Origin of the sequence: Mycobacterium avium subsp. avium, assembly GCF_009741445.1 — a bacterium.
Classification (GTDB): Bacteria; Actinomycetota; Actinomycetes; order Mycobacteriales; family Mycobacteriaceae; genus Mycobacterium; species Mycobacterium avium.
In genome coordinates this window covers 1006073-1025323 of record NZ_CP046507.1, presented here as the reverse complement: position 1 = coordinate 1025323, position 19251 = coordinate 1006073, and the positions used below count along the sequence as shown (strand labels likewise).

General features: G+C 71.9%; 16 protein-coding genes and 2 pseudogenes. 6 read left to right on the top strand and 12 right to left on the bottom strand.

The annotated features are described in order from the left end of the window. Nucleotides 1-6: 6 nt before the first annotated feature. The 5 genes from MAA44156_RS05135 to MAA44156_RS05115 all read right to left on the bottom strand — a co-directional run bounded on the left by MAA44156_RS05135 (nt 7) and on the right by MAA44156_RS05115 (nt 5731). On the bottom strand, nt 7-837 hold the full coding sequence (locus MAA44156_RS05135; RefSeq protein ID WP_023880236.1) for a shikimate dehydrogenase: 831 nt from the start codon (nt 835-837) through the stop codon (nt 7-9). Next, the gene (locus MAA44156_RS05130) at nt 812-2059 is read right to left on the bottom strand and encodes an endolytic transglycosylase MltG (protein WP_003877602.1); all 1248 of its coding nucleotides are present in this window, start codon (nt 2057-2059) and stop codon (nt 812-814) included. Before MAA44156_RS05130 ends, MAA44156_RS05135 begins: the two co-directional genes overlap by 26 nt. After that, on the bottom strand, nt 2052-2555 hold the full coding sequence (ruvX, locus tag MAA44156_RS05125) for a Holliday junction resolvase RuvX (RefSeq protein ID WP_003872645.1): 504 nt from the start codon (nt 2553-2555) through the stop codon (nt 2052-2054). Before ruvX ends, MAA44156_RS05130 begins: the two co-directional genes overlap by 8 nt. Then, nucleotides 2556-5258, bottom strand: a complete 2703-nt coding sequence (gene alaS / locus MAA44156_RS05120; RefSeq protein ID WP_009977716.1) for an alanine--tRNA ligase — start codon at nt 5256-5258, stop codon at nt 2556-2558. A gap of 83 nt (nt 5259-5341) precedes the next feature. Then, entirely contained in the window at nt 5342-5731 is a 390-nt protein-coding gene (locus tag MAA44156_RS05115) for a secondary thiamine-phosphate synthase enzyme YjbQ (RefSeq protein ID WP_009977717.1), read from the bottom strand. 165 nt (nt 5732-5896) lie between these two features. On the opposite strand from MAA44156_RS05115, the gene MAA44156_RS05110 reads away from it, so the two are divergent. After that, a complete protein-coding gene (locus MAA44156_RS05110; protein ID WP_009977718.1) occupies nt 5897-6520 on the top strand; it encodes a hypothetical protein in 624 nt (207 codons plus the stop codon). A gap of 74 nt (nt 6521-6594) precedes the next feature. On the opposite strand, the gene MAA44156_RS05105 is transcribed toward MAA44156_RS05110, so the two are convergent. Beyond that, a complete protein-coding gene (locus MAA44156_RS05105) occupies nt 6595-6930 on the bottom strand; it encodes a hypothetical protein (RefSeq protein WP_009977719.1) in 336 nt (111 codons plus the stop codon). Beyond that, entirely contained in the window at nt 6927-8279 is a 1353-nt protein-coding gene (locus MAA44156_RS05100; protein ID WP_156649241.1) for a replication-associated recombination protein A, read from the bottom strand. The genes MAA44156_RS05105 and MAA44156_RS05100 overlap by 4 nt, the downstream gene beginning before the upstream one ends. Before the next feature lie 146 nt (nt 8280-8425). Between MAA44156_RS05100 and MAA44156_RS05095 the strand changes: the two are divergent. Continuing rightward, a pseudogene (locus MAA44156_RS05095) lies at nt 8426-9366 on the top strand (hypothetical protein). A 70-nt stretch (nt 9367-9436) separates the two neighbouring features. Then, nucleotides 9437-12100, top strand: coding sequence for a circularly permuted type 2 ATP-grasp protein (locus MAA44156_RS05090; protein WP_009977722.1), 2664 nt, complete (start codon nt 9437-9439; stop codon nt 12098-12100). Here MAA44156_RS05090 and MAA44156_RS05085 read toward each other — a convergent pair. Beyond that, nucleotides 12097-13119 (bottom strand): zinc-binding metallopeptidase family protein, encoded by a 1023-nt coding sequence (locus MAA44156_RS05085; protein ID WP_009977724.1) that lies wholly within the window; start codon nt 13117-13119, stop codon nt 12097-12099. The two genes, MAA44156_RS05090 and MAA44156_RS05085, sit on opposite strands and share 4 nt — an antisense overlap. After that, nucleotides 13112-14033: pseudogene (locus MAA44156_RS05080) on the bottom strand (transglutaminase family protein). Before MAA44156_RS05080 ends, MAA44156_RS05085 begins: the two are co-directional and overlap by 8 nt. 101 nt (nt 14034-14134) lie before the next feature. Here MAA44156_RS05080 and MAA44156_RS05075 point away from each other — a divergent pair. After that, nucleotides 14135-14524 (top strand): MmcQ/YjbR family DNA-binding protein, encoded by a 390-nt coding sequence (locus tag MAA44156_RS05075; protein ID WP_009977728.1) that lies wholly within the window; start codon nt 14135-14137, stop codon nt 14522-14524. 5 nt (nt 14525-14529) lie between these two features. Here MAA44156_RS05075 and MAA44156_RS05070 read toward each other — a convergent pair whose 3' ends face one another. Genes MAA44156_RS05070 through aspS form a run of 3 tightly spaced genes read right to left on the bottom strand, consistent with a single transcriptional unit; the run spans nt 14530 to nt 17795 of the window. Next, on the bottom strand, nt 14530-15588 hold the full coding sequence (locus MAA44156_RS05070; RefSeq protein ID WP_009977729.1) for an FUSC family protein: 1059 nt from the start codon (nt 15586-15588) through the stop codon (nt 14530-14532). A gap of 3 nt (nt 15589-15591) precedes the next feature. Then, nucleotides 15592-16023, bottom strand: coding sequence for a nitroreductase family deazaflavin-dependent oxidoreductase (locus tag MAA44156_RS05065; protein ID WP_003872657.1), 432 nt, complete (start codon nt 16021-16023; stop codon nt 15592-15594). Then, complete coding sequence (gene aspS, locus MAA44156_RS05060; RefSeq protein ID WP_009977730.1) at nt 16020-17795, bottom strand: aspartate--tRNA ligase; 1776 nt, start codon at nt 17793-17795, stop codon at nt 16020-16022. The genes MAA44156_RS05065 and aspS overlap by 4 nt, the downstream gene beginning before the upstream one ends. 59 nt (nt 17796-17854) lie before the next feature. On the opposite strand from aspS, the gene MAA44156_RS05055 reads away from it, so the two are divergent. After that, entirely contained in the window at nt 17855-18742 is an 888-nt protein-coding gene (locus MAA44156_RS05055) for an oxidoreductase (RefSeq protein ID WP_196770396.1), read from the top strand. 9 nt (nt 18743-18751) lie between these two features. Further along, the gene (locus MAA44156_RS05050; RefSeq protein WP_003872662.1) at nt 18752-19249 is read left to right on the top strand and encodes an SRPBCC family protein; all 498 of its coding nucleotides are present in this window, start codon (nt 18752-18754) and stop codon (nt 19247-19249) included. Nucleotides 19250-19251: the final 2 nt, after the last annotated feature.

Below are 19251 nucleotides of genomic sequence, written 5' to 3'. Positions count from 1 at the left end.
GGCAGCCTAATCCGCGTCGGCCGCCGCGCAAGTCATCGCTTCGCGCGGGGCGGGCAGCCCGGTGAACTGTTCCACCTGGGCGAAGGCCTGGTGCAGCAGCATCTGCATGCCGCTGATCACCCGGCCGCCGGCGGCGCTCACCGCGGCGGCCAGCGGGGTGGGCCAGGGGTCGTAGACGGCGTCGAGCAGCACGCCGACGCGCGCCAAGGTGCCGGCATAGCGTTCGGCCACCTCCGCCGGCAGGGTGCTGACCAGCACCTCGGCCGCGGCCACCTCGTCGGCCAGCCCCGCGCCGTCCAGGGCGCAGAACCGGGTCGGCACGCCCAGCTCGTCGCCGAGGCGCACCAGCCGGGCCGCCTTGTCGGGGTTGCGGGACACCACGGTGATGCCGGCGACGCCCAGCTGGGCCAGGCCCGCGACGGCCGCCGGCGCGGTGCCGCCCGATCCACAGACCAGCGCCCATCCCGAAGCGGCGCCCAGCGCGCCGGCGACGCCGTCGATGTCGGTGTTGTCGGCCCGCCAGCCCGTCGCGGTGCGCACCAGGGTGTTGGCCGATCCCACCCGCCGCGCCCGCTCGGTGCGCTCGTCGGCGAAGCGCAGCGCGGCGAATTTGCCGGGCATGGTCACCGACACCCCGACCCACTCGGGGCCGAACCCGCCGACCACGCCGGGCAGCTGGTCGGCGTCGCATTCGATGCGCTCGTAGGTCCAGTCGTGCAGGCCCAGCGCGCGGTAGGCGGCCAGGTGCAGCTGCGGGGATTTCGAGTGGGCGATCGGCTTGCCCAGCACGGCCGCCCTGCGGGGCCCGCCGCTAGCGGGGGGTGCTGTCGAGGACACCGTTGTGCTTAGCCAGCTCGATGTTGGCCAGGTGCTGCTGATAGTCCTTGGTGAACAGCGTCGTCCCGGCGGCGTCGATGGTGACGAAGTAGAGCCAGTCCCCCGGCGCGGGGTGCTCGGCGGCGTGCAGCGCGTCGATGCCGGGCGAACAGATCGCGGTGGCCGGCAGGCCCTGCGACACGTAGGTGTTCCACGGCGTCTTCTGGCCCCGGTCGGCGTCGCTGGTGGCCACCTCGCGGCGGTCCAGCGGGTAGTTGACCGTCGAGTCGAATTCCAGCGTGTGGTGGGCGTGCAGCCGGTTGTAGATCACCTGCGCGACCTTGGCGAAGTCCGGGGTGTTGGATTCCTGCTGCACCAGCGACGCCACCACCAGGATGTCGTAGGGCGACAGGCCCATCGCCTGGGCGGTGTCCACCAGCCCGGACTTCAGGTACTCCTCGGCCCCGGCGCTGATCAGCCCGGCCAGGATGCTCTCCGGGGACGCCGACGGGTCGACGTTGAAGGTACCCGGCGCGATCAGCCCCTCGATCCGGCGGTGGTCCCTGCCCAGCTCGTTGACCGGTTCCAGCGCCCACGGCGGCACCGACAGCGCCGCGGTGGTGCTGTTGGTCGCGGCCGCGCGCAGCTGCTGCACCGGCACGCAGCGCCGGTTGCCGTCCAGGTCCACGCAGGTGGCCTGGGAGATCAGGGTGAAGATGCCGGGGTTGACCTTGTTGGTCTTCATGTCGGTGGTGTCGTCGAGCTGACGGCCCTCCGGGATGACCAGCCGGCCCACCCGGCTGTTGGGGTCGGCCAGCCGGGCGACGGCGTCGGAGGCCGGGATCTCGGTGCGCATCCGGTAGAAGCCGGGCTGGATGGAGTCGATCTTGCTGTTGCCGTGCGCGGCGTTGACGAACGCCCGCACCGTCTTGACCACGTGCTGGTTGTGCAGCGTCTCGCCGACCATGGTGGTGGAGTCGCCGGCCTGGATCTGGATCACCAGGTCGCGCTTGCCGCTGCCGCTGTAGTCGTCGCCCGGCCCGAACACGGTGTGCCACAGCTTGCCGCCGGCGAACACCCCGGCCAGCACCACCACGACCAGCAGCGCCAGGGCGGCGCGCAGGGCGAAGCGCCGCCGGCGCCGGCCCCGCTCGGCCCTGTTCCGGGCCATCCGGCTGGACCTGCGCCGCGGCGGTCCCACCGCCTCGGGCTCGGCGCGCTCGCGGCGGGCGCTGTCAACCATCGCCGGCCTCCCGGGTCGCCGCGCGGCGCTGGTCCAGCCAGCTCTGCAGGATGGCCACCGCCGCCGCCTGGTCGATCACCGCACGCTGTTCCTTGGCGCGCACCCCGGCCGCGCGCAGCGAGCGCTGCGCGGCCACGGTGGTCAGCCGCTCGTCGGCCAGCCGCACCGGGGTGGGCGCGATCCGCCGGGCCAACTGGTCGGCCAGGTCGATGGCGTCCAGCGCCGACGTGCCGGTGCGGTCGGCCAGGGTGCGCGGCAGCCCGACGACGACCTCGACGGCCCCGAGCTCGGTGACCAGCGCAGCCAGCCGGCGCAGGTGTTTGCCGGAGCGGTCGCGGCGCACGGTCTCCACCGGGGTGGCCAGCACGGCGTCGGGGTCGCTGCAGGCCACCCCGATGCGCACGCTGCCCACGTCGATGCCGAGCCGCCGGCCCCGGCCGGGGTCCTGGTCAGGGTCGCCGGGCCGGTCGGGGACGCGGTGCTGTGTCAAGACCACTCAACCGACCCGCGCTATCGCGGCGATCTCGGAACGCACGGCGTCCAGCGCCGCGTCGATGCCGGCCGGATCCTTGCCCGATCCCTGCGCCAGGTCCGCCTTGCCGCCGCCGCGCCCGTCGACCGGCGCCGCCAGCTGCTTGACCAGATCGTTGGCCCGGATGCCGAGATCCTGGGCGGCGGGGTTGGCGGCGACGGCGTACGGCACCGACCCGCCCTCACCCTCGGCGATCAGCGCGACCACCGCGGGATCGCTGCCCAGCTTGCCGCGGATGTCGCCGACCAGCGAGCGCAGGTCGGCCGCCGTCATCCCGCCGGACATCCGCTGCGCCACCACGCGGACGTTACCGATCCGCTCCGCGCCCGCGGCGGCGTTGCCGGCCGCGGCCCGCGCGGAGGCCAGCCGCATCCGCTCGAGTTCCTTCTCCGCGGCCCGCAGCCGCTCCACCAGGTTGGCCACCCGGGCCGGCACCTCCTCCGACGGCACCTTCAGCGACGACGCCAGCCCCGCCATCAGCGCGCGTTCCTTGGCCAGGTGCCGGAACGAGTCCAGCCCGACGTAGGCCTCCACCCGGCGCACCCCGGAGCCGACCGAGGATTCGCCCAGGATGGTCACCGGCCCGATCTGCGCGGAGTTGTGCACGTGCGTGCCGCCGCAGAGCTCCAGCGAGAACGGGCCGCCGATCTCCACCACCCGCACCTGCTCGGGGTAGCTCTCGCCGAACAGCGCGATGGCCCCCATCGCCTTGGCCTTCTCCAGCTGCTCGGTGAAGGTGTGCACCTCGAAGTCGGCCTGCACGGCCTGGTTGGTCACCTCTTCGATCTGGGTGCGCTGCTCCTCGGTCAGCGGGCCCTGCCAGTTGAAGTCGAAACGCAGGTAGCCCGGGCGGTTCAGGGAGCCCGCCTGAACGGCGTTGGGCCCCAGCACTTGTCGCAGCGCGGCGTGCACCATGTGGGTGCCCGAGTGGCCCTGGGTGGCGCCGCGGCGCCACTGCGGGTCGACCGCGGCGATCACGGTGTCGCCCTCGACGAATTCACCGGACTCGACGTTGACCCGGTGCACCCACAGGGTTTTGGCGATCTTCTGCACGTCGGTGACGGCGGCCCGGGCGCTCTCGCCGGCGCCGGTGCCGCTGATGGTGCCCTCGTCGGCGATCTGCCCGCCGGACTCGGCGTAGAGCGGGGTGCGGTCCAGCACCAGCTCGACCCGGTCCGCGCCGTCGCCGCCGTGGGTGACCACCGGCACCCGTTTACCGTCCACGAAGATCCCCAGAATCCTTGCCTCCGAGGACAATTCGTCGAAGCCGGTGAACTCGGTGGGGCCGGCGTCGACCAGTTCGCGATACGCGGTCAGGTCGGCGTGCGCGTGCTTGCGGGCGGCGGCGTCGGCCTTGGCCCGGCGGCGCTGCTCGGCCATCAGCTCGCGGAAGCCTACCTCGTCCACCTGCAGCCCGGCCTCGGACGCCATCTCCAGCGTGAGTTCGATCGGGAACCCGTAGGTGTCGTGCAACGTGAACGCGTCGGAGCCCGAAATCGATTTCGCCCCAGTGGCTTTGGTGGTGCTGGCCACTTCGTCGAACAGTTTGGAGCCGGCCGCCAGGGTGCGGTTGAACGCGGTCTCCTCGGCGACGGCGATGCGGGCGATCCGGTCGAAGTCGGTGACCAGTTCGGGATACGACGGGCCCATCGCGTCGCGCACGGTGGCCATCAGGTCACCGACAATGGGCCCCTCGATGTCGAGCAGCCTGGCCGAGCGGATGACCCGGCGCAGCAGCCGGCGCAGCACGTAGCCGCGGCCGTCGTTGCCCGGGGTGACGCCGTCGCCGATCAGGATGGCCGCGGTGCGGCTGTGGTCGGCGATGATCCGGTAGCGCACGTCGTCGTCGTGGTTGCCGGCGTCGTAGGGCCGCGGGGCGCGGGCGGCGACCGCGTCGATGACGGGCCGCAGCAGGTCGGTCTCGTAGACGTTGTGCACGCCCTGCAGCACGAACGCGACCCGCTCCACACCCATGCCGGTGTCGATGTTCTTGCGCGGCAACGGCCCCAGGATCTCGAAGTCGGTCTTGGAGGTGCCCTCGCCGCGCTCGCTCTGCATGAACACCAGGTTCCACAGCTCGACGTAGCGGTCCTCGTTGGCGATCGGCCCGCCGCCCACGCCGAACTTCTCGCCGCGGTCGTAGTAGATCTCCGAGGACGGGCCGCACGGGCCGGGGATGCCCATCGACCAGTAGTTGTCCTCCATGCCGCGGCGCTGGATGCGCTCCGCGGGCAGCCCGGCGATCTCCTGCCACAGCCGCACGGCCTCGTCGTCGTCGAAATAGACCGTCGTCCAGATGCGTTCGGGGTCAAGGCCGTAGCCGCCCTGCTCGACGCTGCCCGTCAGCAGCGTCCACGCCAGTTCGATGGCCTCGCGCTTGAAGTAGTCGCCGAACGAGAAGTTGCCGGCCATCTGGAAGAAGGTGTTGTGCCGGGTGGTGATGCCGACCTCGTCGATGTCGGGGGTGCGGATGCACTTCTGGATGCTGGTGGCCGTCGGGTACGGCGGCGTGCGCGCGCCCAGGAAGTAGGGCACGAACTGGACCATGCCCGCGTTGACGAACAGCAGGTTGGGGTCGTCGAGGATCACCGACGCGCTCGGCACCTCGGTGTGGCCCGCCTTCACGAAGTGATCAAGAAATCGCTTCCTGATCTCGTGTGTCTGCACTTTCCAGCCCGCTTCTTCCCGTTGCTTTTCTGCGTTGACGTGTAATCCCAGCCTATTCGCTGGAATATTGGACCACCGCGCCGCTAGCCCTCCAAAAAGCTCAGCCGCACGGAGCGTTGCGGGTTGTCGCGGTTGAGGTCGACCAGCACGATGCTCTGCCAGGTGCCCAGCATCGGCTCCCCCGCCGAAACCGGGACCGTCGCCGACGGCGCGACCAGGGCCGGCAGCACGTGGTCGGCGCCGTGGCCCGGGGAGCCGTGCGCGTGCCGGTACCGGTCGTCGCGGGGCAGCAGCCGCTCCAGCGTGTCGACCAGGTCGTCGTCGGAGCCGGCGCCCGTCTCGATGACGGCCACCCCGGCCGTCGCGTGCGGGACGAACACGTTGCACAGGCCGTCACCGCGGGACCAGCAGAACCCGCGCACCGCCTCGGTGAGATCGACGATGCGGCGACGGGAGGTGTCCACGTCCAACATATCGGTATGCATTCGAACCAGCCTACGGCGCGGGCGTCGCGACCAGCCAATCGTTTGTGAGCGCGACCACATTTGGGCATTGCGGGCCGCCACCGGTGAGAGGAAGGTAACTGGTGGGACCGGTGGCGCCACCGGGGTGCCACCCCGACACGGAAGGGGTCGACCGTGTACGCACGCTCTACCACCATCCAGGCGCAACCCCTGTCGATCGACATCGGAATTGCGCACGTTCGCGATGTCGTCATGCCCGCCCTGACCGAGATCGACGGGTGCGTGGGGCTGTCGCTGTTGGTGGACCGGCAGTCCGGCACCTGCATCGCGACCAGCTCGTGGGAGTCGATCGACGCCATGCGGGGCAGCGCCGCGCGGGTGGCGCCCATCCGGGACCGGGCCGCGCTGATGTTCGACGGCAGCGCGCGGGTCGAGGAGTGGGACATCGCGCTGCTGCACCGTGACCACCCGTCCCGCGACGGCGCCTGCGTGCGCGCCACCTGGCTCAAGGTGGTGCCCGACCAGCTCAGCCGGTCGCTGGAGTTCTACCGGTCCTCGGTGCTGCCCGAGCTCGAGCAGCTCGACGGGTTCTGCAGCGCCAGCCTGATGGTCGACCACCCGGCCTGCCGCCGGGCCGTGGCCTGCTCGACGTTCGACTCGATGGACGCGATGGCCCGCAACCGCGACCGGGCCACCGAGCTGCGCAGCAGGCGGGTGCGCGAGCTGGGCGCGGAGGTGATCGACGTCGCCGAGTTCGAGCTGGCGATCGCCCACCTGCGGGTGCCCGAGCTGGTCTAGGGGGCGCGCTCGCGAGCGTCACGCCAGCGTGGCGGCGGCGGTCGAGCGTCACGCCAGCGTGACGCTCGGCGCGCTTAGGGCAAGGCGTCGCCGGGGAACCCGCGGCAGGCGTGCACCTCGTAGGTGAAGACGCCCGCCGCGACCCCGGGGTCCTCGCTCATGATCCGGGTGGTCTCGTCGACCGTCGCCGCGAACACCCCGACGCCGCAGACGTCGGACCCGTCGCTGACCGGCAGCACCACCGCGAGCACGCCGTCGTCGCGCAGCCCGAAATTGCGCCGGCCGTGCTCCCAGATCACGCCGGCCGCTGACTCGTCGCCGAACCCGGGGCCGCGCTTGAGGATGACGACGCTGTAGGGCTTGGCGGTGGTCAGCAGCCGGCCCATCTCCTCGTCAGTGAAGACTTTCATGACCGTCCCCTCTTGTTGCGGATGATCGCGCGCAGCCGGTCCAGCCGCCCGGCCATCTCCCGCTCGGCGCCGCGGCCGGTGGGCCGGTAGTAGTCCACACCGACCAGCTCGTCCGGCGGATACTGTTGTGCCACAACACCATCCGGGTGGTCGTGGGAGTACTGGTAGCCCTGGGCGTGGCCCAGCGCCGCCGCACCCGAATAGTGTCCGTCGCGCAGGTGAGCGGGCACCAGGCCGGCCTTGCCGGCCTTGATGTCGCTCATCGCCGCGCCCAGCGCGGTGGTGACCGCGTTCGACTTCGGCGCGGTGGCCAGATAGACGGTGCAGTGCGCCAGGGTGAGCTGCGCCTCGGGCATGCCGATCAGCGCCACCGTCTGCGCGGCCGCCACCGCCACCTGCAGCGCGGCCGAGTCGGCCATGCCGATGTCCTCGCTGGCCAGGATCATCAGCCGGCGCGCGATGAAGCGCGGGTCCTCCCCCGCCACCAGCATGCGGGCCAGATAGTGCAGCGCGGCGTCCACGTCCGAGCCGCGGACCGATTTGATGAAGGCGCTGATCACGTCGTAGTGCTGGTCGCCGTCGCGGTCGTAGCGCACCGCGGCCTCGTCCAGGGACTGCTCGACGGTCTGCACGGTGACCGATTCGCCGGCCTCGGCGGCCACCTCCAGCGCCGTCAGCGCCCGCCGGGCATCGCCTGCGGCCAGCCGCACCAGCAGGTCGACGGCCTCGGGCGCGACCGGAACCCGCCCGCCCAGGCCGCGCGGGTCGTCGATCGCGCGGCGCACCACGGTGCGGATGTCGTCGGCGCTCAGCGGCCGCAGCTGCAGGATCAGCGACCGGGACAGCAGCGGCGCCACCACCGAGAAGGACGGGTTCTCGGTGGTGGCCGCCACCAGCAGCACCACCCGGTTCTCCACCGCGGACAGCAGGGCGTCCTGCTGGGTCTTGGAGAACCGGTGCACCTCGTCGATGAACAGCACGGTCTGCTCGCCGCGCAACAGCGCGGTGCGCGCGCTCTCGATCACCGCGCGCACGTCCTTGACACCCGCCGACAGCGCCGAGAGCGCCTCGAACCGGCGGCCGGTCGCCTGGGAGATCAGCGCGGCCAGCGTGGTCTTGCCGCTGCCCGGCGGCCCGTACAGGATGGCCGATGCCACGCCCGAGCCCTCCACCAGGCGGCGCAGCGGCGACCCGGGGGCCAGCAGGTGGTCCTGCCCTACCACCTCGTCCAGCGACGTCGGGCGCATCCGGACCGCCAGCGGCGCACCGGCCGGCACGCCCAGGCCGTGGTCGCCCGGCGGCGGCGCGCCGGGCAGGTCGAACAGACCGTCGGACACGGCTTCAGGCATACCACGCGGCGGCGACGCGCAAGCCGGCTCGCGGCCGTCAACCCGCGCGCGCCGGCGTCATCTTTGCTAAGTTCCGGTTTGCCGAATCCGGTGCGCGTTCGCTCCCGGTAAGTCGAGCCGGCGGAAATCCAACAGCAAGGACGGACATGAGCCAGCCCCCCGAATATCCAGGCACGCCGCCCGACCCGCCGCCGGGGTACGGCCCGCCGCCGGGCTACGGCACGCCTCCCCCGCCGCCGCCGGGCTATGGCCCGCCGCCCGGCTACGGGGCACCCCCGCCCGGCTACGGCCCGCCCCGGGCTACGGCCCCCCACCCGGGTTCGGCGGCCCGCCCAAGCCCGCGTTCAGCGTGGGCGAGGCGTTCGGCTGGGCGTGGAACGCTTTCACCAAAAACCCTGTGGCGCTGATCGTTCCGACGCTGGTCTACCTGGTGGTGCTGGGCGGTGCCTCCACGCTGATCGGGCTGAGCCAGGACGTCGGCACCTCCGGCGGCGGCTCCGGCGACGACTACTTCACCTTCACCGCGAACCTCAACGGCGGCGGGATGGCGCTGCTGGTGCTGGGCTACCTGGTCGCCTACCTGGTGGGCGCGTTCGCCCAATCCGCCTACCTGTCCGGCTGCCTCGACCTGGCCGACGGCCGCCCGGTGACCATCGGGTCGTTCTTCAAGCCGCGCAACTTCGGCATGGTGTTCCTGGCCGCGCTGCTGGTCGGCATTCTCACCTCGATCGCCTCGGCGCTGTGCTTCCTGCCCGGCCTGATCCTGGGCCTCTTCGCCCAGTTCACCATCCCGTACGCCATCGACCGGTCGGAGTCGGCCGTCAAGGCACTCAGCTCCAGCTTCTCCACCGTCACCGCGAACTTCGCCAACGCCCTGCTGGTGTGGCTGGCCGAGTTCGCGCTGGTGGTGGTCGGCGCCCTGGCGTGTGGAGTCGGGCTGCTGCTGGCCGCGCCGGTCGCCGCCCTGGTCGGGATCTACGCCTACCGCAAGCTGTCCGGCGGCCAGGTGGCGCCGCCGCCGGGCTACCAGCCCGGCCCGCCGCCCGGCTATCAGCCCGGCCCGCCGCCGGGGGCCCCGCCGGCGTAGCGGCCGGCCGCGGCCACTCCCGGCGCGCCGGGCTCCCCCGGCCGCGCCGCGTGCGTACCGTGCAGCTGTAATGGCGTTTGCGGACAAGACATTCGGCACCGGTGGACCCTCGGCGGTCGCCGGCGGCTCCTACGACGCCGACCGCCTGCTGGCCGGGTACCGGGCGGCACGGGCCCAGCAGGCGCTGTTCGACCTGCGGCAGGGCCCGGCGAGCGGCTACGACGAATTCGTCGGCCCCGACGGCAAGGTGCGCCCGGCCTGGACCGAGCTGGCCGACGCCATCGGCGAACGCGGCCGCGCCGGGCTGGACCGGCTGCGCTCGGTAGTCCGCGGCCTGATCGACCACGACGGCATCACCTACACCGACGTCGAGCCCGGCGGCCGCGGCCAGGAGCCGCGGCCCTGGCAGCTGGACACCCTGCCGATCGTGCTGTCGGCGGCCGACTGGGAGCCGCTGGAGGCCGGGCTGCTGCAGCGGTCGCGGGTGCTCGACGCGGTGCTGGCCGACCTGTACGGGCCGCGCAGCCTGCTCACCGAGGGCGTGCTGCCCCCGGAGCTGCTGTTCGGCCATCCCGGCTACCTGCGCGCCGCCAACGGCATCGAAATCCCGGGCCGTCACCAGCTTTTCATGCACGCCTGCGATGTCAGCCGGCGCCCGGACGGCGGCTTCGCCGTCAACGCCGACCGCACCCAGGCGCCCTCGGGCGCCGGCTACGCGCTGGCCGATCGGCGGGTGGTGGCGCACGCGATTCCCGACCTGTACGAGCGGATCGCGCCACGGCCCACCACACCGTTCGCGCAGGCTCTGCGGCTGGCGCTGATCGACGCGGCGCCCGACGTCGCCCAGGACCCGGTGGTAGTGGTGCTGTCGCCGGGCATCTACTCCGAGACGGCGTTCGACCAGGCCTATCTGGCCACCCTGCTGGGTTTCCCGCTGGTGGAGAGCGCCGACCTGGTGGTGCGCGACGGCATGGTGTGGATGCGTTCGCTGGGCACCCTGAAACGCGTCGACGTGGTGCTGCGCCGGGTCGACGCCGAGTATTGCGATCCGCTGGACCTGCGCGCCGACTCCCGGCTCGGGGTGGCCGGCCTGGTGGAGGCGCAGCATCGCGGGACGGTGACCGTCGTCAACACCCTGGGCAGCGGAATTCTGGAAAACCCTGGGCTGCAACGTTTTCTGCCGGCGATGGCGCGGCACCTGCTGTCCGAAACGCTGCTACTGCCCAGCGCGCCGGTCTACTGGCGCGGCATCGACACCGAACGTTCACACCTGCTGGCCAATCTGGCTTCGCTGCTGGTGAAGTCCACGGTGGGCGGGAAAACGCTTGTCGGGCCGGCGCTTTCGTCGCGGCAGCTGGCCCAGCTGGCGGCCCGGATCGAGACGGCGCCGTGGCAGTGGATCGGCCAGGAGCTGCCGCAGTTCTCCTCGGCGCCGACCGACCACGCCGGCGTGTTGTCGTCGGCCGGGGTCGGCATCCGGCTGTTCACCGTGGCCCAGCGCGGCGGCTACGCGCCGATGATCGGCGGCATCGGCTACCTGCTGGCCGCAGGACCGGCGGCGTACACGTTGAAAAGCGTTGCGGCCAAGGATGTCTGGGTGCGTCCGACCGAGCGGGCCCGGGCCGAGGCGGTCGGCGTGCCCGCCGTGGAGCCGCCGGCGAAGACGGCCGCGGGCACCTGGGCCGTCAGCTCCCCGCGGGTGCTGTCCGAGCTGTTCTGGATCGGGCGGTACGGCGAGCGCGCGGAGAGCATGGCCCGGCTGCTCATCGTCACCCGCGACCGCTTCCACGTCTACCGCCATCACCAGCACAGCGAGGAAAGCGAGTGCGTGCCGGTGCTGATGGCCGCGCTGGGCCGCATCACGGGCACCGACACCGGCACCGGCGCCGCGGCCGGTGGCGATGCGGCCGAGACGATCGCCGTCGCGCCCTCCACGCTGTGGTCGCTGACCGTCGACCCGCAGCGGCCCGGCTCGCTGGTGCAGTCGGTGGAGGGGCTGGCGCTGGCCGCGCGGGCGGTGCGCGACCAGATGTCCAACGACACCTGGATGGTGCTGGCCGGGGTGGAGCGGGCGCTGGCGCTGGACAGCGAACCGCCGGACTCGCTGGCCGAGGCCGACGCGCTGCTCACCGCGGCGCAGACCCAGACGCTGGCCGGGATGCTGACCCTGTCCGGGGTGGCCGGCGAGTCGATGGTGCGCGACGCCGGCTGGACCATGATGGACATCGGCAAGCGGATCGAACGCGGCCTGTGGCTGACGGCGCTGCTGCGGGCCACGCTCACCGTGGTGCGCGGCGCGGCCGCCGAACAGACCATCCTCGAATCGACGCTGGTGGCCTGCGAGTCCTCGGTCAGCTACCGGCGCCGCACGGCGGGCAAGGTGAGCGTGGCCGCGATGGCCGAGCTGATGCTGTTCGACGCGCAGAACCCGCGGTCGCTGCTCTACCAGGTGGAGCGGCTGCGCGCCGACCTCAAGGGCCTGCCCGGCGCATCCGGGTCGTCGCGCCCGGAACGGCTGGTCGACGAGATCGGCACCCGGCTGCGCCGGTCGCATCCCGCTGAGCTGGAACGCATCAGCGATGACGGGCGGCGCGCCGAGCTCGCCGAGCTGCTCGATTCGGTGCACGCCGAGCTGCGCAGCCTGGCCGAGGTGCTCACCACCACCCAGCTGGCGCTGCCCGGCGGCATGCAGCCGCTGTGGGGTCCCGATGTGCGCCGCGTGATGCCGGCCTAACCGGCCCCGTCGACCACGGCGTGGATGAACTGCATCTTCTCCAGCACCGCGGCCGGCAGCACGAATGGGTACAGGTCGTCGTGGCCCATGGACCGGTTCACCATGTTCAGTGACCACGACAACGGCAGCCACGTGTCGATGATCGTCTGAAAAGCGCTGGGCCCCAACGCCGGACGATCGATGGTGGCCGACGCCGGGGCCAGCCCGCACCACGCCGAGGTGTCCAGCGTGTCGCGGATGTGCAGGTAGTGGGCAAACGTCTCGGCCCAGTCCTCGCTGGCGTGCATGGTGGCATACGACGAGACGAAGTTCTCCTGCCATCCCTCCGGCGCGCCCTCGCTGTAGTGCCGGTCCAGCGCCTGCTGGTAGTCGGCGTCGGGATCGCCGAACAGCTCGTTGAACCGGCGCAGGTGGTCGGGGTGCGGGGCGATCAGCCGGTAGAAGTAGTAGTGCCCGATCTCGTGCCGGAAGTGCCCGAGCAGCGTCCGGTACGGCTCGTCCATCTCGACCCGCAGCTGTTCGCGGTGCACGTCGTCGCCCTCGGCCAAATCCAGTGTGATGACCCCGTTCTGGTGACCGGTCAGCACGTTCTCGTGCGCGCTGGACAGCAGCCGGAAGGCCAGGCCGTAGTCGGGGTCCTGATCACGCCCGACGATCGGCAGCCGCAGCTCGTGCAGCTCGGCGATCAGCCGGCGTTTGGCCGCCTCGGCGCGGGCGAACTCGGCCAGCCCCACGGAGTCGGCGTCGTTGGGCCGCTCGGTGGTCAGCACGCAGGACGCGCACAGCAACCGCGGCTCGTTCACCGGGACCAGCCAATTGCATTCGGCGAGAAGCAGATTGGCGCACAACTGGTATTCGCTGGCGGGCACGAAGCCGGCGTGCCCGCTCGTCTCGTCCTCCGAGATCACCAGCAGTGCCATCTGCTCGATCGAAAACCCCAGCGCGCTACCGCAATTCAGGCAGGTGGAGTTCTCGAAGGTCAGGCGCTGGCCGCACTTGGGGCAGGTGAAGTCACGCATAGGGCACCACGTCGACGGACACGTCGATCACGCTGTGCTGTGAGTTGGTGTAGATGATGCCCCGCAGCGGCGGGACGTCGGCGTAGTCGCGGCCGCGTCCCACCACGATGTAGCGCTCGTCGATCATCTGGTCGTTGGTGGGATCCACTCCCAGCCACTCGAATTGACCGGGCTCGTGCGGGGTCCACACGGCGGCCCAGGCGTGGGTGGCGTCGATGCCGATCATCCGGTCCTTTCCGGGGGGGGTCGGTGGCCAGATACCCGGACACGTAGCTGGCCGCCAACCCGTGGGCGCGCAGGCAGGCGATCGCCAGCCGCGCGAAGTCCTGGCATACCCCTTCGCGGGCCGCCAGAACCTCGGCGACCCCGGTGGAGATCGTCGTCGACCCGGACCGGTAGGTGAAGTCGGTGAAGATCCGCGACGCCAGGTCCCGCAGCACCTCGATCAGCGGCCGCCCGGGCGCGAAACTGGGTGCGGCGTAGTCGCGCACCTCGTCGGTGATCTCCGGCGGGTCGAGGTCGAGGGTGAATTCGGTGGCCACCGCCCCGCGGCGGCCGGCCGGGCGGGCCGCCTCCCAGGGCTGTACCGCCGGCCCGGTGGTGTACAGGCCCGGCGCCGGCGGGTTGACGTCGACGATGGAATCGCTGGTCACCGTCAGGCTGTGGTGCGGTTGGGTGACGTGGAAATAGGAGCTGATGTTGCCGTAGCAGTCGGTGCTGGTGGAGCTGTCGGCCGGGGCCGGGTCGATGGTCAGCCGATGGGCGACGCAGCGCTGCCGCAGCGAGTCCCGCGGCGTCAGGAAACCCCGGCCGTAGGAGCTGGTCACCACGTCGGAGTAGCGGTACTCGGTGCGGTGGGTGACGCGGTGGCGGCGGGCGGCCCCGCCGTCGGCCTGCTGATCGGCTTCGGGCACAAGGCTGATCACATCACACCGGGGCCGCCTCCGCGGTCGCGATGCCGCCGCGTTTGCCGATCCGGCGGCGGCCGCGCCGAAACGGGAGCACAATCGAGAGCGTGGCCACGTGGTACGACGTCGCCCGCATCGTGGGTGAGCTGGCCCTCACCTCCGAGCCGTCACCGCACGACTGGCGGGTCGGCAAGAAGTTGCTGGCCTGGGAGCGCCCGCTGCGGCCCTCCGAGCGGGAAGCGCTGGCCCGCACCGGCGCCGAGCCCACCCCGGGCGACGTCCTCGGTGTCCGGGTGGCCGACGAGGGCGTCAAGTTCGCGCTGATCGACGACGCGCCGCAGACCTTCTTCACCACCCCGCATTTCGACGGCTATCCCGCGGTGCTGGTCAACCTGGACGCCATCTCGGTGCGCGACCTCGAGGAGCTGATCACCGAGGCGTGGCTGACCCAGGCGCCGCGGAAACTGGTGCAGGAGTTCCTGGCCGACTCGCGGTGAGCCCCTCACCCCGGCCGCAGGTCGATCACCCGTTGCAGGTCGTCGACGCAGGCGCCGACGGCGTCGGCCAGCGCGACGTGCGGCTCCCGGTCGCCGCCGTCGCCCGAGCGCAGCCGCGCGGCGTGCCGGCGCGCCGAGCCGAGGTACACGCACGCGCCGGCCGGATCGCGGTCGGCCAGCGCGGTCGCCGCCGCCAGCACCAGCAGTACCGTCGACACCGGCTGCCCCTGCCGGTCGCCGGGGCCGGGGGCCACCGCGCGGGCCAGCTGCAGCACCGAGCCGGCCAGCAGCGCGACGTGCACGGCCTGATGGTCGGCGGCGCGCACGGCGTCGCGCAGGCCCCAGCGTCGCGGCGCGATGGCGACGACGTGCCGGGCGGTGGTGCGCGCTTCCAGCAGGCCGCTGAGCTGTTCGTGCACCCGGTCGACGGCGCTCAGCGGCCAGTCGGGCGGGGCCGCCCGGCGGCCGGAGGAAACGTCGGCGGCCCGGGACAGCACGTCGTGCAGCACCGCCAGCACGCCGGCCCGGGCGGCGCCCAGCACGGTGCGCGGGTCGGCGGGGAACAGCAGCACGGCGACGACGATGGCCACCGCGCCGCCGATCAGCGCGTCGAAGATGCGTTCCGGCCCGGCGCCGCCGCGGTACAGGGCCAGCACCAACAGCGCCGAGACCACGGTCTGGTTGGCGAACATCATCCCGTGCCCAATGAAGCCGCCCCCGATGAACACCGCGGCGCCCAGCGCGACCAGCGCGGCGACCGCGATGGGCAGCGCGCCGGGACCGAGCATCCCCTGCACCACGGTGCCCAGCCCGATGCCCAGCGTCACCCCGATCATCATCTGGACGGCCCGTTGGGCGCGCAGCACGTTGCTGGTCGACAACGACACCGCGGCGGCGATCGGCGCGAAGAACGGTTGCGGATGGTCCAGCACGTCGTGGGCCAGGTACCAGGACAGGCCGGCGGCCAGCGACGTCTGCAGCAGGTTGAACCACACCGCACCCAGCCGCTTGCCGCCCGCCCGCACGGCGGTGCGCACCAACGAGGGCACCGCCGAGCCGCGCATCGGTCAGGTCCGGATCAGCTCGAACAGGGGGATCACCCGGCTGGTCTTGGCCTGGTACTCGGCGAAGCCGGGGGCAGCCGCGGCGACCTGGGCGAACAGCGCGTCGCGCTCCTCGCGGGGCAGCTCGCGCGCGGTCACGTCGAAGCTGTCGGTGCCGATCTCCACCCGCGCGGCGGGGTTGGCCCGCAGGTTGTGCACCCAGGCCGGGCTGACCGGGGCGCCGGCGAACGAGCCGATCACCAGGAGCTTGCCGTCGATGCGGAAGTAGGCCAGCGGCGACACCCGGGGCTGACCCGACTTGGCGCCGGTGGTGTGCAGCAGCAGCAGGTCGGCACCCTCGAACTGGCCGCCCACTTTGCCGTCGTTGGCCCGGAATTCGTCGATGATGCTCTGGTTGAACGCGTTGATGGTGCCGGTGTCCGGAATATCAGTCATGCCTGCTCAACCCGGTCCGGCTTGACGTCTATTCCGGACTCCTTGCGCTGCTGTTCGGTGATGGGCGCCGGCGCGTCGGTGAGCGGGTCGACGCCGCCGCCGGTCTTGGGGAAGGCGATCACCTCGCGGATGGAGTCGACCCGGGACAGCAGCGCGTTGATCCGGTCCCAGCCGAACGCGATTCCGCCGTGCGGGGGCGCGCCAAAGGTGAACGCCTCCAACAGGAATCCGAACTTCTCCCGAGCCTCGGCGTGGTCCAGGCCCATCACCGCGAACACCCGCTCCTGGATGTCGCGGCGGTGGATACGGATCGAGCCGCCGCCGATCTCGTTGCCGTTGCAGACGATGTCGTACGCGTCGGCGAGCACGTTGCCGGTGTCGGTCTCGATCGCGTCCTCGTATCCCGGCTTGGGTGCGGTGAACGCGTGGTGCACCGCGGTCCACGCCCCGGAGCCGACGGCGACGTCACCGGCGGCGGTGGCGTCGTCGGCGGGCTCGAACAGCGGCGGGTCCACCACCCAGACGAACGCCCACGCCTGCGGGTCGATCAGGCCCAGCCGGTGGGCGATCTCGCTGCGGGCCGCGCCCAGCAGCGCCCGCGACGGCTTGGCCGGCCCGGCCGCGAAGAAGATGCAGTCCCCCGGTGCGGCGCCGACGTGCCCGGCCAGCCCGGCGCGCTCGGCGTCGGAGAGGTTCTTGGCCACCGGCCCGCCCAGCTCGCCGTCCTCGCCGACCAGCACGTAGGCCAGGCCCTTGGCGCCGCGCTGCTTGGCCCACTCCTGCCAGCCGTCCAGGGTGCGGCGCGGCTGCGAGGCCCCGCCGGGCATCACCACCGCACCCACGTACGGCGCCTGGAAGACGCGAAATGTGGTGTCTTTAAAGAACTCCGAGCACTCGACGAGCTCGAGTCCGAACCGCAGGTCGGGCTTGTCGGAGCCGTAGCGGGCCATCGCGTCGGCGTAGCTGATCCGCGGGATCGGCCGGGGGATCTCGTAGCCGATCAGCGCCCACAGCGCGGCCAGGATCTCCTCGGAGATCGCGATGACGTCCTCGGCGTCGACGAAGCTCATCTCCATGTCGAGCTGGGTGAACTCGGGCTGGCGGTCGGCGCGGAAATCCTCGTCGCGGTAGCAGCGGGCGATCTGGTAGTAGCGCTCCATCCCGGCCACCATCAGCAACTGCTTGAACAGCTGCGGGCTCTGCGGCAGCGCGTAGAACGAGCCGGGATGCAGCCGGGCCGGCACCAGGAAGTCGCGCGCCCCCTCCGGGGTGGAGCGGGTGATGGTCGGGGTCTCGATCTCGACGAAGTCGTGCCGCGCCAGCACTTCGCGCGCGGCGGCATTCACCTTGGAGCGCAACCGGATTGCCGCGGCCGGCGCGTCGCGGCGCAGGTCCAGGTAGCGGTATTTCAGCCGCAGCTCCTCGCCGGCGGGCTCGTCGAGCTGGAACGGCAGCGGCGCGCTTTCGCCCAGCACGGTCAGCGACGACGCGTTGACCTCGATGTCGCCGGTGGCGATCTCGGGGTTGGCGTTGCCTTCCGGGCGGATCTCGACCAGCCCGGTCACCGCGACGCAGAACTCGGCGCGCAGCCGGTGCGCCTGCTTGAGGACGTCCGGGTCGCGGAACACCACCTGGGTAATTCCGGAGGCGTCGCGCAGGTCGATGAAGATGACGCCGCCGTGGTCGCGCCGGCGCGCGACCCAGCCCGCCAGCGTCACCTGCTGCCCGGCGTCGCTACTTCTCAGCGAACCGGCGGCGTGGCTGCGCAGCACAAAAACACTCCCCTTGGTCTGAAACGAAAGCCAAGTCTAGAGGAGGTAACTTTGGTCCTATTGCCACCACCATCGCACTCGTCGGTCCCGGCGCCGTCGGTACGACGGCGGCCGCGCTGCTGCACCGGGCCGGTCATTCGGTGGTGGTGTGCGGCCGCACCCCGCGCGAGCGCATCGAGCTGCGCCCCGACGGCGCCGACCCGATCGTCGTCCCCGGCCCGGTGCACACCGATCCCGGTCGGGTGAGCGGCCCGGTGGACGTGGTGCTGCTGGCGGTCAAGGCCACCCAGAACGCCGGCGCCGCCGGCTGGCTGGCCCGGCTGTGCGGCGAACACACCGTCGTCGTGGTGCTGCAGAACGGCGTCGAGCAGGTCGAGCAGGTGCGGCCGCTCTGCCCGGTCTCGCCGGTGATCCCGGGCATCGTCTGGTATTCGGCGACGACCCAGCCGCAGGGCTGGGTGAGGCTGCGGACCGAGCCCGCCCTGGTGCTGCCCAGCGGGCCGTCGGCGCAGGCGGTGGCCGCCCTGCTGCGCGACGCCGGCTGCCGGGTGGACTGCGACCCCGACATCATCACCGCGGCCTGGCGCAAGCTTCTCACCAACGCGCTGGCCGGGTTCATGGCGCTGTCGCGGCGCCGGTCCGGGATGTTCCGCCGCGACGACGTCGCCGCCCTGTCCCGGCGCTACGTCGCCGAATGCCTGGCGGTCGCGCGGGCCGAGGGCGCCCGGCTGTCCGACGACGTCGTCGACGAGCTGGTCGAGCTGTTCCGCAGGGCTCCCGAGGACATGGGCACCTCGATCCTGTCCGACGCGGAGGCTCACCGGCCGATGGAGTGGGACGTCCGCAACGGGGTGATCGCCCGCAAGGGACGCGCCCACGGGCTGCCCACCCCGATCAGCGACGTGCTGGTGCCGTTACTGGCCGCGGCCAGCGACGGCCCCGGCTAGATTGATCCCATGTTCGATTGCGAGCGCGTCGGCCTCGACTTCATCGACTCGGCGCCCGTGGTGTTCCGCAACAGTGTCGATTTGGCCATCACCCCCGAGCAGCTGTTCGAGGTGCTGTCCGACGCCGCGGCCTGGCCGCGCTGGGCGACGGTGATCACCAAGGTCACCTGGACCAGCCCCGAGCCGCGGGGCGTGGGCACCACCCGGGTCGTCGAGATGCGCGGCGGTATCGTCGGCAACGAGGAGTTCCTGGCCTGGGAACCGTTCACGCACATGGCATTTCGGTTCAACGAGTGCTCGACCCGGTCGGTGGCCGCGTTCGCCGAGGACTACCGGGTGCAGGTCATCCCCGGCGGTTGCCGGCTGACCTGGACCATGGCCCAGAAACCCGCCGGGCCGGCGAAACTGGCGATGGCGGTGGTCGGGCCGCTGCTGAACCTGGCCCTGCGCCGCTTTCTGCGCAACCTGCGCAGCTACACCGACTCCCTAGCGACCCGGCAACCTTAGGA

Excerpts from the sequence above, each read along its gene's own strand:
- MAA44156_RS05130 (WP_003877602.1), bottom strand. The coding sequence starts at position 2,059 with ATGGTTGACAGCGCCCGCCGCGAGCGCGCCGAGCCCGAGGCGGTGGGA.
- MAA44156_RS05115 (WP_009977717.1), bottom strand. The coding sequence starts at position 5,731 with ATGTTGGACGTGGACACCTCCCGTCGCCGCATCGTCGATCTCACCGAG.
- MAA44156_RS05105 (WP_009977719.1), bottom strand. The coding sequence starts at position 6,930 with ATGAAAGTCTTCACTGACGAGGAGATGGGCCGGCTGCTGACCACCGCC.
- MAA44156_RS05100 (WP_156649241.1), bottom strand. The coding sequence starts at position 8,279 with ATGCCTGAAGCCGTGTCCGACGGTCTGTTCGACCTGCCCGGCGCGCCG.
- MAA44156_RS05090 (WP_009977722.1), top strand. The coding sequence starts at position 9,437 with ATGGCGTTTGCGGACAAGACATTCGGCACCGGTGGACCCTCGGCGGTC.
- MAA44156_RS05085 (WP_009977724.1), bottom strand. The coding sequence starts at position 13,119 with ATGCGTGACTTCACCTGCCCCAAGTGCGGCCAGCGCCTGACCTTCGAG.
- MAA44156_RS05070 (WP_009977729.1), bottom strand. The coding sequence starts at position 15,588 with ATGCGCGGCTCGGCGGTGCCCTCGTTGGTGCGCACCGCCGTGCGGGCG.
- MAA44156_RS05065 (WP_003872657.1), bottom strand. The coding sequence starts at position 16,023 with ATGACTGATATTCCGGACACCGGCACCATCAACGCGTTCAACCAGAGC.
- MAA44156_RS05050 (WP_003872662.1), top strand. The coding sequence starts at position 18,752 with ATGTTCGATTGCGAGCGCGTCGGCCTCGACTTCATCGACTCGGCGCCC.